The sequence below is a fragment of the Streptosporangium sp. NPDC048047 genome, assembly GCF_040653115.1.
Taxonomy (GTDB): Bacteria; Actinomycetota; Actinomycetes; order Streptosporangiales; family Streptosporangiaceae; genus Streptosporangium.
This window is the reverse complement of sequence record NZ_JBEZNH010000075.1, coordinates 19,787-34,103: the sequence shown is the minus strand read 5'-3', so window position 1 is coordinate 34,103 and position 14,317 is coordinate 19,787. Positions and strand designations below refer to the sequence as shown.

15 protein-coding genes are annotated in these 14,317 nt (G+C 72.5%); 5 read left to right on the top strand and 10 right to left on the bottom strand.

Annotated elements, in window-relative coordinates:
• Positions 1 to 67: 67 nt before the first annotated feature.
• Positions 68 to 928 (top strand): universal stress protein, encoded by an 861-nt coding sequence (locus tag AB0D67_RS35715; RefSeq protein WP_362945831.1) that lies wholly within the window; start codon positions 68 to 70, stop codon positions 926 to 928.
• Positions 929 to 1,263: 335 nt separating this feature from the next.
• Here AB0D67_RS35715 and AB0D67_RS35710 read toward each other — a convergent pair whose 3' ends face one another.
• The 8 genes from AB0D67_RS35710 to AB0D67_RS35675 all read right to left on the bottom strand — a co-directional run bounded on the left by AB0D67_RS35710 (position 1,264) and on the right by AB0D67_RS35675 (position 7,418).
• A complete protein-coding gene (locus AB0D67_RS35710; RefSeq protein WP_362945829.1) occupies positions 1,264 to 1,902 on the bottom strand; it encodes a LysE family translocator in 639 nt (212 codons plus the stop codon).
• Between the two features lie 60 nt (positions 1,903 to 1,962).
• Positions 1,963 to 2,202, bottom strand: coding sequence for a hypothetical protein (locus AB0D67_RS35705; RefSeq protein ID WP_362945827.1), 240 nt, complete (start codon positions 2,200 to 2,202; stop codon positions 1,963 to 1,965).
• The gene (locus AB0D67_RS35700) at positions 2,199 to 3,341 is read right to left on the bottom strand and encodes an inorganic phosphate transporter (RefSeq protein WP_362945824.1); all 1,143 of its coding nucleotides are present in this window, start codon (positions 3,339 to 3,341) and stop codon (positions 2,199 to 2,201) included. Before AB0D67_RS35700 ends, AB0D67_RS35705 begins: the two co-directional genes overlap by 4 nt.
• Positions 3,342 to 3,437: 96 nt before the next feature.
• Complete coding sequence (locus AB0D67_RS35695) at positions 3,438 to 4,019, bottom strand: thioredoxin domain-containing protein (protein WP_362945822.1); 582 nt, start codon at positions 4,017 to 4,019, stop codon at positions 3,438 to 3,440.
• A gap of 229 nt (positions 4,020 to 4,248) precedes the next feature.
• Positions 4,249 to 5,232: a YafY family protein gene (locus tag AB0D67_RS35690; protein ID WP_362945819.1), complete on the bottom strand. Its 984-nt coding sequence runs from the start codon at positions 5,230 to 5,232 to the stop codon at positions 4,249 to 4,251.
• Between the two features lie 60 nt (positions 5,233 to 5,292).
• Complete coding sequence (locus tag AB0D67_RS35685) at positions 5,293 to 5,634, bottom strand: TraR/DksA C4-type zinc finger protein (protein WP_362945816.1); 342 nt, start codon at positions 5,632 to 5,634, stop codon at positions 5,293 to 5,295.
• A gap of 127 nt (positions 5,635 to 5,761) precedes the next feature.
• On the bottom strand, positions 5,762 to 6,568 hold the full coding sequence (locus AB0D67_RS35680; protein ID WP_362945813.1) for a rod shape-determining protein: 807 nt from the start codon (positions 6,566 to 6,568) through the stop codon (positions 5,762 to 5,764).
• Between the two features lie 424 nt (positions 6,569 to 6,992).
• The gene (locus AB0D67_RS35675; RefSeq protein ID WP_362945810.1) at positions 6,993 to 7,418 is read right to left on the bottom strand and encodes a hypothetical protein; all 426 of its coding nucleotides are present in this window, start codon (positions 7,416 to 7,418) and stop codon (positions 6,993 to 6,995) included.
• A 161-nt stretch (positions 7,419 to 7,579) separates the two neighbouring features.
• Between AB0D67_RS35675 and AB0D67_RS35670 the strand changes: the two genes are divergently transcribed.
• Together AB0D67_RS35670 and secD are read left to right on the top strand one after the other, a co-directional pair.
• Positions 7,580 to 8,029 (top strand): hypothetical protein, encoded by a 450-nt coding sequence (locus AB0D67_RS35670; RefSeq protein ID WP_362945808.1) that lies wholly within the window; start codon positions 7,580 to 7,582, stop codon positions 8,027 to 8,029.
• Positions 8,030 to 8,075: 46 nt separating this feature from the next.
• Positions 8,076 to 10,367 (top strand): protein translocase subunit SecD, encoded by a 2,292-nt coding sequence (secD, locus tag AB0D67_RS35665; protein ID WP_362945805.1) that lies wholly within the window; start codon positions 8,076 to 8,078, stop codon positions 10,365 to 10,367.
• A gap of 190 nt (positions 10,368 to 10,557) precedes the next feature.
• On the opposite strand, the gene AB0D67_RS35660 is transcribed toward secD, so the two are convergent.
• Positions 10,558 to 10,731 carry a hypothetical protein gene (locus tag AB0D67_RS35660; protein ID WP_362945802.1) on the bottom strand — a complete coding sequence of 58 codons (174 nt, stop codon included), beginning with the start codon at positions 10,729 to 10,731 and terminating at the stop codon, positions 10,558 to 10,560.
• 88 nt (positions 10,732 to 10,819) lie between these two features.
• Complete coding sequence (locus tag AB0D67_RS35655) at positions 10,820 to 11,572, bottom strand: GntR family transcriptional regulator (RefSeq protein WP_362945800.1); 753 nt, start codon at positions 11,570 to 11,572, stop codon at positions 10,820 to 10,822.
• A 175-nt stretch (positions 11,573 to 11,747) separates the two neighbouring features.
• Here AB0D67_RS35655 and AB0D67_RS35650 point away from each other — a divergent pair, with 175 nt between their 5' ends.
• Positions 11,748 to 13,187: an MFS transporter gene (locus AB0D67_RS35650; RefSeq protein ID WP_362945797.1), complete on the top strand. Its 1,440-nt coding sequence runs from the start codon at positions 11,748 to 11,750 to the stop codon at positions 13,185 to 13,187.
• Positions 13,184 to 14,152, top strand: a complete 969-nt coding sequence (locus tag AB0D67_RS35645) for a nucleoside hydrolase (protein ID WP_362945795.1) — start codon at positions 13,184 to 13,186, stop codon at positions 14,150 to 14,152. The genes AB0D67_RS35650 and AB0D67_RS35645 overlap by 4 nt, the downstream gene beginning before the upstream one ends.
• The last annotated feature ends 165 nt before the right edge of the window (positions 14,153 to 14,317 follow it).

Here is a 14,317-nt window from a genome sequence, read left to right as displayed (position 1 = left end):
CGCCCCTACCCCCACCCACCCCCGGCCACCACCCTGAAAGAACCACCCCCCACGGCCGGGAGGGACCATGACACAACCCGTCATCGCCGGCGCCGACGGCTCAGCCCCCTCACTACGAGCCGTCATGTGGGCCGCCCAGGAAGCCGCCCTCAGAAAAGCACCCCTGCTCATCGCCCACACCGCCCTGCGCTGGACCAACGACGTCCCCCTCGCCCCCCAGCCCCACCACTGGGGAGCAGCCGCCGAAGCCACCGCCTGGGAACTCCTGCGCCAAGCCGCCGAACGCGCCCAGACCGGCACCGACGTCCACACCGTCACCACCGACATCCTCGACGGCCCCGCCGCCGAAGCCCTCGCCGACGCCGCCCGCCACGCCCAGCTCCTCGCCGTCGGCACCCGCGGCCGCGGCGGCTTCGCCGGACTCCTCCTCGGCTCCGTCAGCCGCGACCTCGCCACCCGCTGCCCCTGCCCCCTCATCGTCGTCGGCCCCCCACCCCCCTGCCAGAACACCCACATCGTCGTCGGCGCCACCGGAGAACCCGGCCAGGAACCCGTCCTGAGATTCGCCTTCGAAGAAGCCCGGCTACGCGGCCGTCCCCTGCACGCCGTACACGCCTGGACCCACCCCCACGCCACCCCCGGCCGCCCCCAGCCCCTCGTCTACGACATCGACGCCGTCGGCCAGGAGGAAACCCTCCTCCTCGCAGAAGCCCTCGCCGGCTGGCGCGAGGAATTCCCCGACGTCACCCTCACCGAAGAAACCCTGCACACCCACCCCGCCAAAGCCCTCATCGACGCCTCCCACAACGCCGAACTCGTCGTCGCCGGCGCCACCGCCCGCCGCACCGCCACCCTCGGCCCCACCACCTCCATCCTCCTCCACCACTCCCACGCCCCCATCGCCGTCATCCGCCACCCCCCGGCCTGAAAACCCCCGGCACCCCGCCCACCCACCGGCGTACCGCGGACCACCCCCACCGACACCCGCTCCGGTCGCGTCACCCCGCCCGGCTCCGTCGTCATCACGCCCCCCGCTCCCCCGGTACGGCCACCGGCCCCCTGCCCGTGACCCTCCGTGTTCCTGCCCGGAGCGCGCGGCATCCGGCCGACGCCCCGTAAGGGCACCGGCCGGATGCCACGACGACCCTTTTTGGTTGAGGCTGTCTTTAGTCGCTATTCACTGATTTTTTGCATTAAGTGACGACCTTTACAAAGTAGATCATGAAATCGGCGAACAATCCCCGCAGCGGCCCGGTCCCGCCCTCAGTGGCTCTCCGTCACCAGCCGCAGACCGAAACCGATCAGCACCACCCCCGACAGCGCCTCCAGGCGGCGCCGTACGGCGGGCCGCCCGAAGACCAGCCGGGCCCGCCCCACCATCCAGATGAACAACCCGTACCAGACCGTGTCGACCAGCACCCACACCACCGCGAGCATCGTCAGCGTGAGCGGCACGTCGGCGCCGTCCGGCACGAACTGCGGCAGGAACGACATCGCGAACACCGCCGCCTTCGGGTTGGCCAGGCAGGTGCTCAGCCCCAGCAGGTAGGAGCGCCGCAGCCCCCCGCCGCTCTCGCCCGCGGGCCCCTCCCCTCCCCCACCGCCGTCCCGCCCCTCCCGCCGACGCCGGGCGTTCCACAGCGACTGGACGCCCATGAGCAGCAACACCGCGGCCCCTGCCGCCCGCATGACGTCATAGGCCACCTCCGAGGCGACGACCAGCGCCGACAGACCGAACGCGGCGGCCAGCGCCCACAGCAGGATGCCCGTCTCGTTGCCGACGGCCGCGGCCAGCCCCCGGGCCCGCCCGGCGCGCAGCGTCTGCCGCAGGATGATCGCGGTGCTGGCGCCGGGGACCATGGCGACCACGAAACACGAACCGATGAAAGCCAGGAGGAACATGCCCTCATCGTCGCAACCGTGATCGGCGCGGGCAACCGCCTAACCGTCCGCCGCGCCTCCTCACCCCGCATTCCCCTGGCCGGTCAGCATCAGCCACAGTCCCCCCACCACCCCGGCCACCGCCGCCAGGAAACACACCGACGCACAGACCCACCCCGCCGACCGGCACCCCCGCTCCCGCCGCGCCGCCGAGACACCCGCCAAACCCAGCGCGTACACCGCCACCCACCCCACCCCACCGGCGAACGCGACCACCACCACCCACAGGAACTCCCCCAGCTCCCCGGCGAACACCGTCACACCCCCTCCTCCTCCCACTTCATGCGGTGCCCCGCCCGCTCGGCGTTGACATTGGAGGCGTTCACCGGACGCCGATCAGCCGCCACATAGAGCCAGAACCCCGCCATCAGCACCAGAAGGAACATCAACCCCACCCCCTGCATCCCACCGACCCACTGCGATCCCCACCACATCAGCGCCCCCAGCACCGCCGCCCCCGGCAACGTCATCAGCCACACCCCCGCCACTCCCGCGACCACCCGCCACCGCACCTTCGACGCCCCCCGGCGCATCCCCGCGCCCACCACCGAACCGCAGCACACCTGCGTCGTCGACAACGGAAACCCCGAATCCGACGCCACCAGGATCAACGCCGCCGACCCACTCTGGGCCGCGAACCCCTCCATGCTCCCGATCCGCACCAACCTCCGGCCCACCGTACGGACGATCCGCCACCCCCCGACGAACGTCCCCGCCGCCATCGCCGCGGCGCTGCTCACCACCACCCACCCCGCAGGATCCTCACCCGCACCCGCCGCACCCCCGGTGACCAGCGCCAGCATGATCACACCCATCGTCTTCTGCGCGTCGTTCGTCCCGTGCGCCAGCGACACCAGCGACGCCGAACCGATCTGCCCCACCCGGAAACCCCGCTCCCGCACCCCCGCCGGCACTCCTCGCGTCACCCGCCGCACCACCCGCGACCCGGCACCCGCCACCAGCATCGCCGCCACCGGGGACAGCAGCGCCGGCAACAGCACCAGCGACGCCACCCCCACCCCCTTGACGGCCGACGCCCCCACCGCCACGAACGCCGCCCCCACCAGCCCGCCGACCAGCGCGTGCGACGAACTCGACGGCATCCCCAGATACCACGTCACCAGATTCCACAGCAGGCCGCCCATCAGCCCCGCGAAGACCACAGGCAACGTGATCACACCGCTGTCCACGATCCCCCCGGCCACCGTCGCCGCGACCTTCAACGACAGAAAAGCCCCGGCGAAGTTCAACGCGGCCGACAGTCCCACCGCCGCGTACGGCCGCAACGCCCCCGTCACCACCGACGTCGCCACCGCGTTCGCCGTGTCATGGAATCCATTGGTGAAGGCGAAGACCAATGCCGCGGCCACCACCATCAGCAGCAAGGGCCCCGTGTCCATGCCAACCTCATGGACACTTAAAAGCCCTAATAACCTGGGAAAATAGTAAGAAGCCCTAAAAATCCCACACGAGGCGAAAGACCGCCAACCTCCGCCTCACCCCCGCCCGGCCTCCAGCACAGCCCCCACGATCGACGACGCATCAGCCGACACCACCAACCCCTCCACCAGCACCGACGGCGTCGCCTCCACCCCCGCCCGGCCCGCCATCGCCGTCACGAACCCCACCCACTCCGAATAGACCCCCGAGCGCACACACCCGCCGAACGACCCGCTCTCCACACCGGCCGCCTCACCCGCCTCCACCAGCTCCTCATCCGACAGCCCCGGCCCGCCCTCGGCCGGCTGCGACCCGAAGAGCACCCGCGCGTACTCGACGAACCTCCCCGCATCCGCCGCGCACCCCGAAGCCGCCGCCGCCCGCGACGAATACCGGTCCGGCGACAGCGAGTCCAGAAACCCCATCGGGTGATACACCACGCTCGCCACCCCGTCGGCCGCCAGCCGCTCCACCACCGGCCCCGCCGACTCCTCGAACCTCCGGCAGAACGGACACAGGAAATCGAGGTAGACGTCCACCGTCACCGGCCCCGCCCCCACCACGATCCCCGCCCCGTCGGCCGACGCCCCAGCCGGCACCCGCTCCGGCCGCGCCACTCCCCCCGGCCACACCGCCATCACGCCCCCCGCCCCAGGTACGGTCACCGGCCCCGCGCCCGTGACCCTTCGTGTTCCTACCCGCGATCCGCGGCTCGTCGTTCCAGCGCGGCCCCTCTTGCTTTTTCGAGCCCGTCTTTGGTTGTTGTTTACTGATTTTTTGCAATAAGCATCCCCTTTACAAAGTAGATCATGAAATTAGGGATATTCCGCTGAACGGCTCGCACCACACCGCGTCCACCACCGCCCCCTAACCGCCCGCCTCGCCGTACAGGGTGACGAGCGCGGCGGCCGTCTCGGCCATCAGGGCCCGCAGCTCCGGCGGCTCCAGCACCTCCACGTCGGTGCCCAGGCGCAGCAGCGTCCAGCGGGCGTGCCGGACCGACTCGATCGGCAGGCGCACCACCGTCCAGCCCCGCTCGTCCGGCTCTCCCGCGCCGCTCAGCGCGACGTCGGCGGCGTCGTCGCCGACGGTGTAGCGCAGCAGGCCCTCAAGACCCGGCGCCACCCGCACCACCGCCTCGGCGGTGTACATCCGGCGGCGGAAGTCGGCGGCGTAACCTTCCCAGTAGGCGGCCAGGTCGAACCCGGCGGGACGGTCGAACCGCCCGGCGAGCACCTCGGCGCTGACGATCCGCGACACCCGGTAGGTGCGCGGCTCCCCTCCGCCCACGGCGGCCACCATGTACCATGACCCGCCCTTGAGGACCAGCCCGTACGGCTCGGCCACCCGCTCGACGTCGCGCGGCCCCCAGCGGCGGTAGGTCATCCGCAGCGGCCGCTGGTCCCACACCGCCTCGGAGACCTCCGCCAGGAAAGGCGCCTCGTCGGCGCCGCGGTACCAGCCGGGCACATCCAGGTGGAACCGCTCACGCATCCGGGTGGCGTGCGAGCGCGGCTCCGGCGGCAGCGCGGCCAGCAGCTTCAGCTCGGCGTTGGCGGCCACCTCCCCCAGCCCCAGCTGGGTGGCGGGACCGGGCAGCGCGGCCAGGAACAGCGACGACGCCTCCTCGGCGGTCAGGCCGTTGAGGCGGGTGCGGTAACCGTCCAGCAGCCGGTACCCGCCGGCCGGGCCCCGGTCGGAGTACACCGGCACCCCCGCCGACGACAGCGCCTCCACGTCGCGGTAGACGGTGCGGACCGACACCTCCAGCTCCCGGGCCAGCTCGGTGGCCGTCATCCGCCCCCGGGTCTGCAGAAGCAGCAGCAGGGACAGCAGACGGCTCGCACGCATGACCACATTGTTCCTCCTCCCGCGGCCACCCCGTGCGAGCCGCCCGGCTGCGCGGAGCCGTCAGGCGGCCTCGTGCAGGCGCTGGCAGGCGATGCAGTAACGGGCCAGCGGCCGGATCTCGAGCCGCTCGAACGGGATGCCCGCCTCACAGTGGGCGCAGCGGCCGTAGGTGCCGTCCGTCATCCGCTCCAGGGCCCGGGTGAGCTCGGCGACGGCGCGGTCGGCGGCGGTCAGGGAGGCCACCAGCTCCTGCCAGGTGCCGTCGGCGCCGGCGCCGTCCTGCGCCTCGGCCCGCAGGCCGAGCACCTGCTGGGTGCGCCGCTCCAGCTGCTCCCGCAGGTCCCGGCGGAGCGCCTGCAGCTGGACGCCACTGAGGTGAGAGGTCTGGCGGATGTCGGTCATGATGAGAGTTCCTTCCTGGTGACGCTGATGACGATGGGTACCGAGGCGATCGGCCACCGCGGACGGCGCCGATCGGGATGAGGGGGCTCGGAGGAGCCCTGGACGAGGGGGCGGGCGCCGAGGCGGCTCAGCGGCCGCCGGCGGTGGCCCGGGCCTCCGGGTCCGGCCGCAGGCACAGGCTCACCAGGCCGCGGATCGTGGCGTGCCCGGGTTCGGGCGCGGCGCCGACCGGCACCCGCAGCGCGGCGCGCAGGCGCTCCAGCAGCGGTGCCTGCCGGGCGCCTCCGCCGGTGACGACCAGCCCGGCCGGGCGCGGCCGGCCGGGCAGCCGGCGCAGCAGGCCCGCCGTCATGCCGACGACGCCGTCCAGCGCGTACAGCGGCAGGCCGGTACCGGTCGTGGCGCTCAGCTGGAGGACGGCGGCGTCGGTGATGACCCCTCCGTCGATGACGACGGCCTCGGCCAGGCCCGCCCCCACGTCCAGCAGCAGGCACGGCCGGGGGCCGGCGATGTCCAGCCCGGCGCCGACGGCCGCGGCCAGCGGCCCCTCCACCAGCGTGGCCTCGCACCCGGCGACCTCGGCGACCGCGGCGCCGACCGCCCGCCGGTCGTCCGGCGTCGCCGTCACCGGCACGCCGGCCAGCACCCGCTCCGGCGGCCAGGCGCCCGACCAGCGGGCCTCCAGCAGCACCAGCCGCACCAGCCGCAGGTAGGCCGCGGGGTCGGCGACCACACCGTGCCGGAGGGGCCGCACCGGGCCCGGGACGCCGGACGGGCCGCCGGTGATCGCCGACGGCCGGTCGGCGACGGCGCACCCGCCCGACGACATCGAGCGGGTGCGCGCGGTGCCGACGTCGAGCGCCACGAAGCCCCGGCGGGCCGGGGGCTGTTCGAGGTGCCGCGGATGGGTGTGGATCGATCTGACATCGGCCATGGCGGTGATCGCTCCTAGCGTGTGACCGAGAGCAGGCTCGCCCCGCTCACGGCGGGGTCGCGGCGGAGTCCCGGTGCCGCGGCAGGCGGGCGTGGGGATCCGGCGCGCACGGCGCCGGATCCCCACGGCGCGGACGGCCGGAGGACACCGGAGGGACGGAAGACGGCGCCAGGTCCCGTCCCGAGATTCCTCGCCGCGCGCCGGCCGTACGGCCTCCCCACGGGGGCGAAGGCGGCGCAGGGCGGCGAAGACGGCGCAGGCGCGGCCCGGACGCGCGTCCCACAGGACGGAGACGCGTTCCCGGACGCGCCCTCAGGGCGAACCGGCGGATGACGGCGGCCGCGGCCGGCGGGACCGGCCGGAGCGGCGGGCGGAACGGCCCGCCAGGGCGGAACCCGGGCGGAGCGGCCCGCGAGGACGGGACCTAGATCGAGGAGACGCCGGCCGGCGGGCTGCGCGACCCCGCGGTGCGGTGCGCGAACTGCTGCGGATCACGGATCGCGTCCGCGTCCGGGCCCGGCGACGACGGCAGCGCCAGATGGGCGGCGCCCTCCTGCCGCTCGCCGCGCGACGGCCACAGCGACGGCACGTGGTGCTCACGGACCCCGGCGGCCTGCGGCGGCAGGCTCGCCGGCGCGTCGTCCCACGTGCCCGGACCCCACACCGGGCCGGACGAGGGCGCCGCCGGGTGGGCGTGCTTCCCGGCGCTCCAGGCGCCGGGCGAGCCGGACAGCAGCAGGGACAGCAGAACCAGGCCCATCACGGCGACGGCCGCGACGGACCCTCCCGCTGCGCTGCGCCACGGCCCGGTCATGAGGCCGACCATAGCCCAGACGCTGCGAAAAGGCATGTCCATTCCTCCCGGCCCCGTTCCGGTTCGGCTCCGTTCCCGTTCCCGTCCCCGGCCCTGTTCCGGCCCCGCCCCTGCCGCGGACCGCCGGCGCGGGCGGGGTCGCGCCGGGGTACGGTGGCCGCAACACCCCCCCTTTTTCCCGCCGATCAGGAGGAGACGTGCGCAGCAGAGTGCCCGCCGTCCTGCTCCTGCTGCTTTCGGCGTTCGTGCTCCTGCCGCCCGCCGTTGACGCCCACCCCACCGGCGCGGCTCCCGCGGCCTGGTGGAGCGGCCCGGCCGTCCAGGCCGTGGCGGGCCAGGCCGCCCGCGGCGGGCCGGGCCCGGCTCTGACACCCCCGGCCGCCCATACCCGGCCGGACCAGGCCGCCCAGGCCGTTCAGCCTGTGGCCGATCCGGCCGTCCACGCCGGGACGGACCCGGTCCTGCCGCGCCTGCACCCCGCCCGCGGCACACCCGCCGCACCGGCGCACCCGGCCGTCCTGCCGCCCGTCTGGGAACCGGACGGCGCCCTTCGACCGGCCGGCGCCACGGCCGGCCACGCTCCGGCGGCTCCGCAGCCGCGCCCGCGCCGGGCCCCGGCCCGCGCACCGCCCTCCACGACGCGCTGACGTCCTTTCCCCTCGACAGTCCGTCGACAGCCCGTGGAGGCTTCCCATGTCACGTGCGCCCCTGTGGCGCGCGGTGGCGGCGTTCGTCATCGTCGTCACCGCCGCATTACTCACCGTCACCGTATCGCCACGCCTGGGCCTGGATCTGCGCGGTGGCACCCAGCTGGTCTTCGAGACCCGCGACTCCCCCACCGCCAAGGCCGACGCCGAGGCCACCGACCGCGCCCTGGACGTGCTGCGCCGCCGCGCCGACGCGCTCGGCGTGGTCGATCCCACCCTGGTCCGCTCCGGCGAGCGGCGGATCATCGTCGAACTGCCCGGCGTGCTCGACCCGCGCCAGGCCGCCCAGGTCATCGGCAGGACGGCGCAGCTCACCTTCCACCCGGTGCTCGGCCAGGCCGACCCCGCCACCCCCACCCCCGGCGCCGCTTCCGCAGACGGCACCGGAGCGGCCGGGGGCGGGGCCGGGCAGATCCTGGCCGACGAGTCCGGGCGGCGGCTGCGGCTCGGCCCCGTCGCGATCACCGGGGACGGGGTGAGCGACGCCGCCGCCCGCAACGACCCCCAGCAGGGACCGGCCTGGTTCGTCACCGTCGACTTCCGCGACGCCGCCGCCTGGCAGCGGCTGACCGGCGAGGCCGCCTGCCACGACCCGGGCGACGATCGGCGCCGGGTCGCGATCGTGCTGGACAAGGAGATCATCTCCTCACCCCAGGTGGACACGTCCGTGCCCTGCCGTACCGGCATCCCGGGCGGGTCCACGCAGATCACCGGCTCCTTCACCCACCAGCAGGCGCAGGACCTGGCGGTGCTCGTCAAGGGCGGCGCCCTGCCCGTCCCCCTCGCCCTGATCGAGCAGCGGACCGTCGGTCCCACCCTCGGCGCCGAGGCCATCGAGGCCAGCGCCGAAGCGGCCGTCGCCGGGGTCCTGCTCACCGCGCTGTTCGTCGTCGCCGTCTACCGGCTGTCGGGGTTGCTGGCCGCCGTCGCGCTCGCCACCTACGGCCTCATCTCCTACGCCGCGCTGGTGGCGTTCGGCGCGACGCTCACGCTGCCCGGCCTGGCCGGGTTCGTGCTGGCCATCGGCATGGCGGTGGACGCGAACGTGCTGGTGTTCGAACGGGCCCGCGAGGAGTACGGCCGCGCACCCGGGCGGGGCCTGCGCGCGGCCCTGGACGCGGGCTTCAGGAACGCCTGGAGCGCCATCGCCGACTCCAACATCACCACGCTGCTGGCCGCCGGGCTGCTGTTCTGGCTGGCCTCCGGGCCGGTGCGCGGTTTCGGCGTCACCCTGGCCATCGGCGTGCTCGCCTCGCTGGTCTCGGCGATGCTCATCACCCGCGTCCTGGCCCACTCGCTCGTCGGCAGGGTCGGGCCCCGGCTGTCGGGGCTGGCCACTCAGGGGCGCGTCCGGACCTGGATCGCCGAACGCGAACCGCGCCTCATGTCCCGCGGCAGGCGCTGGCTGGCCCTGGCCGCCGCCGGACTGGTCCTGGCCGTCAGCGGGCCGGTCCTGCACGGCCTGAACTTCGGCGTCGAGTTCACCGGCGGCCGGCTCGTCGAGTTCACCGCCGCCGCGCCGGTGAGCGCCGAGACGGCCCGGCGGTCCGTGGCCGAAGCCGGGCACCCGGCGGCGGTCGTGCACGCCTCCGGCGCCACGGTCTCCGTACGCGCCGGGCAGATCAGCGCCGACGACGTGGCCCGCATCGAACGGTCGCTGGACCGCGACCTCGGCCAGGTGACCAAGCAGCGCGACGAGCTCATCGGCCCGAGCCTGGGCGAGGAACTGCGCCGCAACGCGCTCGTCGCGCTCGCCGTGGCGCTGGCGGCCCAGCTGCTGTACCTGGCGGTCAGGTTCCGCTGGACGTTCGGCACCGCCGCGGTCCTCGCCCTCGTCGTGGACACCGCCGCCGTCGTCGGAGTCTTCGCCTGGCTGGGCAAACCCGTCGACGGGGTGTTCCTGGCCGCCATGCTCACCGTCGTCGGCTACTCGATCAACGACAAGGTGGTGGTCTTCGACCGGGTCAGGGAGCTGTGGCAGGCGCGGCGCGGGGACCGCTTCGCCGACGTCGTCAACGCCGCGATCCTGCAGACCGTCCCGCGTACGGTCAACACCGGGCTCGGCGCCCTGTTCATCCTCGTCGCGCTGGCCGTCCTCGGCGGCGACACCCTGCGTGACTTCGCCCTCGCGCTCATCATCGGCATCGTGGTCGGCACGGCGTCGTCGTCGTTCGTCGCCGGGCCGCTGGCGATCGAGCTGGAGCGGTTCAGCTCGCAGCCGCCGCCCGAGCCGCCCCGGCCGCGTGCCCGCCGGGAGGGCACCGGAGCCGTGGTGTAGGGGGTCGGAGGGATGTGGAACGGAATCCGGCGTTGACGAGATTCCCACCGGTCAGCAGGACATCGACTCGCTTGCGGAGCGAAGGTGGTGAACGCCGGATTCCGTTCCGTCGCGCGGAGGGTGAAGTCGAACGAGGTGGCGCTATTTGACGTGAGCCGAACCGCCGGCCGCAAACGAAACGAACGGAAGGTCAGGGGCGACCGCCGGTTTGGAGCACGGCGAACTCGGCGTGCGCCTTCTCGACGGCCTCGGGGTGGCTCCGCATCTTCTCGTGCTCGGCCGGGGCCCGGTGGATGCCGGCCAGGGACGGGTTCTCGCCTTTGCGTTTCCCAGCGGGAATGATCAGATCCTTGATCGACGCCATTGGGCCCATGACGCGGTGGAGCCGGGGCCACAAGCGGCGCGATGCCTGTCAGCGGTAGATGGGCTCGTGAGGGTCCTACCCGTCGATGTCACGGCCCCGTTGTTCCAGGTGCGCCAGGGACGCCCTTGGCCGGGGCGGCGCGGGCCGGATTCGGGGAGGGACCGTCGGTGGCGGTCGGCGAAGTGCCGAACAAGATGCGCAGCGCGGTTCTCCGGCTGCTGGTGACGTGCTCGACGGCGACGGCGACGGCTGCCGCCGAATCGCCGGACGCGATTGCCTCGTACAGCCGGGTGTGTTCGGTGCACAGCCGTTCGGGGTCGTCCACCTGGCGAAACAGCCAGTCCAGCCGACTGTGCAGGGGCTCCAGGATGGTACCGAGGAGGTGGTTGCCGGCGATGGCCGTGATCTCGTCATGAAAGGCCACGTTGGCGTCACCGAAGTCATCAACGTTGCCCGCGGCCGCGGCCCGGCTCGCCTTGTCGAGATGCCGCTTGAGTCGCCGCAGGTCGGCCTTGCTCGCGTGCTCAGCAGCGCGGCGGGCGGTGAACGCCTCAAGCGCTTCGCGGACGTCGAAGAGCTCTTGGACGTCGGTCTGCGACAGATGTTTGACGACGACTCCTCGCCGTGGCACGACATGGACGAAGCCCTCGGACTCGAGCATGCGCAGGGCCTCGCGCACGGGGACTCGGGATACGCCCAGTTCGTCTGCCAGCTCACGTTCGACCATCTTGCTGCCAGGTGGAAGCTGCCCCTTCATGATGCGGTTCCGGATCTCCAGCCGAACCTGATCACGCAGTGACATGTGCGCGACACCCAACGGCGTCTTGGTCTGACGTGACATGCCCATACTCTCTCCTGCTGGTATACCACATCCCAGGCGAATGCCCATCTGACTCGTATTTTAGGCGAACACTTGACGTTTCTGAAGTGTGGGCTGTAGGCATACGGTATACCACCAGACGGGGAGATTCATAGCGTCCCCCGCCGGAAGTAGAGGCGTCATGAATGACCGAACGATGAGAACCGGTGCGCTCATGGTCGCGCTGCTGAGCGCATGCGTGGCCTTCCAGCTGAACGCGAGCATGCTCAGCCCGGTCCTACCCTCCATCGCCACCGAGCTCGGCGTCGACGAGGCGGCCGTCAGCCTGTCGCAGACCGCGTTCTTCACCTCCGCAGCCCTCTTCGCCGTCTTCGTACCGCGCCTGAGCGACATAAAGGGCCGACGGCGTGTCCTCGTCGTGACCCTCGCCCTCGTCGCGGTGGGGTCCGTGCTGTCCGCCGTCGCCCCCGGCATCCTCCTGCTCGACGCGGGGCGGGTGATCCAGGGCTGTTCCGGCTCGGTGATCGCGATCTGTCTGCTCATGCTGCGCGCCGCCGTTCCGGACGTCCGCCGCTACGGCGCCCTGATGGGCGTGGTCACCGCCGTCAACGGCGGCATAGCCGGCGTCGACGTACTGCTCGGCGGATTCCTGGCCGCCCGCTTCGGATTCCGGCCGGTCTTCTGGCTCATGGCGGTCGTCGCACTGGGCGCGGCCGTCCTCGTCGCCCGGCTGGCGCCCGAGTCCAGGCCGTCACAGCAGGTCGCGATGGACTGGCGGGGCGTCGCCCCCCTGGTCGTGACGATCGGATGCGTCCTGGTCGCGCTCAATGAAGCGAGCAGACCGACCGCCGCGAACTGGGTGCTGGTCATCGTCCTCAGTGCGGTCGCGCTGGTCTCCTTCGCCGTCTTCTGGTTCATTGAACGGGCGACACCACACGCCCTGGCCAGCCCAGCGCGGCTACGGCAACGTGCGACCTGGGCGCTTCTGCTCACCACCACGCTGACGCTCGCCGGGATCTTCGCCACGGTCAACGGGCTGGTGGTCACCTTCGCCCAGAACCGCGAGATCGGGTTCGGGCTCGGTGCGGACGCGACGTCCCTGCTCCTCCTCAGCCCCTACGCGCTCGTGGGCTGGTTGATCGGTCCCTTCGCAGGAAGGCTGGCCCCCCGCTTCGGGTACCTGCAGGTGCTCCGTGTCGGCCTGGCGGGCAGTGTCGTGGCGCTGGCGCTGATGGCCACCGCCGGCCTCACATCGCTGCCGCTGCTCATCGCCGCGGTCGTATCACTCGGCGTCGCCTACGCCGGCATGTCCAACATCATGCTGAACGGGCTTTCCGTGGTGCTGTCACCGCAAGACGCACAAGGGTTTCTGCCGGGCGTCAACTGCGGCGCGTTCAACTTCGGCGCCGGGCTGAGCTTCGCCGTCCTGCCCCTCGTCCAACTCGCCGGCGGCCCGGCCTGGTCATCGGGCCCCGGCAGCTACGCCGCCGCCATCGGCTGCGGCCTGATAATCACCGTCACCGCGCTCGCCACCTCATACCTCATCCCGCGCCCCACCGCCGCCGAGATCCCCCGTCACCGACCCGCCGGCGACGGCCTGCACACCACCACCATGGAAGGGAAAGCGTACTCATGAGCCGAAAGATCATCCTCGACGTCGACACCGGAACCGACGACGCGGTGGCGATCATGTTCGCGGCGTTGCATCCGGAACTCGACCTGATCGGCGTCACCACCGTCAACGGCAACGTGCCGCTGGAGAACACCACCGACAACACGTTGCGGGTGCTCGACTGGATCGGCAGATCCCAGATTCCGGTCTTCGCCGGGCTCAGCCGTCCCATCACCAGGCTCGGCTTCCCCTCCACCAAGCACTTCGAACGGGACTCCGACGACGACCCGCACGGCAGCGCCCTGCCGCTCCCGCCGGCGCGCAGCACGCGCCAGGACACCGGGGCCGTCGAGTTCCTCATCGAGACGCTGCGGTCGACGACCGAACAGATCACTCTGGTGCCGGTCGGACCGCTGAGCAACATCGCCGCTGTGCTCGCCATCGATCCCACCCTGACCGAAGCGGTCGACGAACTGGTGGTCATGGGCGGCGGCCATGCGGTGACCAACGTGACCGCTTCAGCCGAGTTCAACATCTGGGCCGACCCCGAGGCCGCGAGCATGGTCCTTGCCGCAGGATTCGCCCGCACCACCCTGGTGCCGCTCGACGCCACCTACCAGGCGCTGGTCACCAGAGACACCTGCCTCAAGCTGGAGAGGTCAGGGACGCCCGCCGGGATCGCCGCCTCCCGGTTCATCTCCCGGCGGATCTCCGCCTACCACGGCGTCGTGTCCGCCGAGGACGCCGCGCCGGTGCACGACGTGGTCTGTACCGCCTACCTCGTTCAGCCCCGGGTCATCACCACCCGGAGCGTGCACGTCGCCGTCGAGACCAACGACTCCCTCACCGTCGGCCGAAGCGTGATGGACACCCGGCTCGGCACGAACCAGAAGCCCAACGCCGACGTCGCCTTCGGAGCAGACGCCAAGCTCTTGGCGGAGCTACTGCTCGACGTCTTCACCCATCACCGCGGCGGCGCACCGGCCTGAGCCATCCTGGCTCCGCTGGCTGCGCCGCGGCGTGGCTCTCGGTCAGTGACGGGAGTTCGAGCCGGCCCCGCGCGTCACCCAGGCTTCGGGCGGAGTCCACCCGCCCGCTTAGGGTTGCAACTGTGACCGCTACGGCTGATCCCTCCAGGAAACGTTCCACCGCCT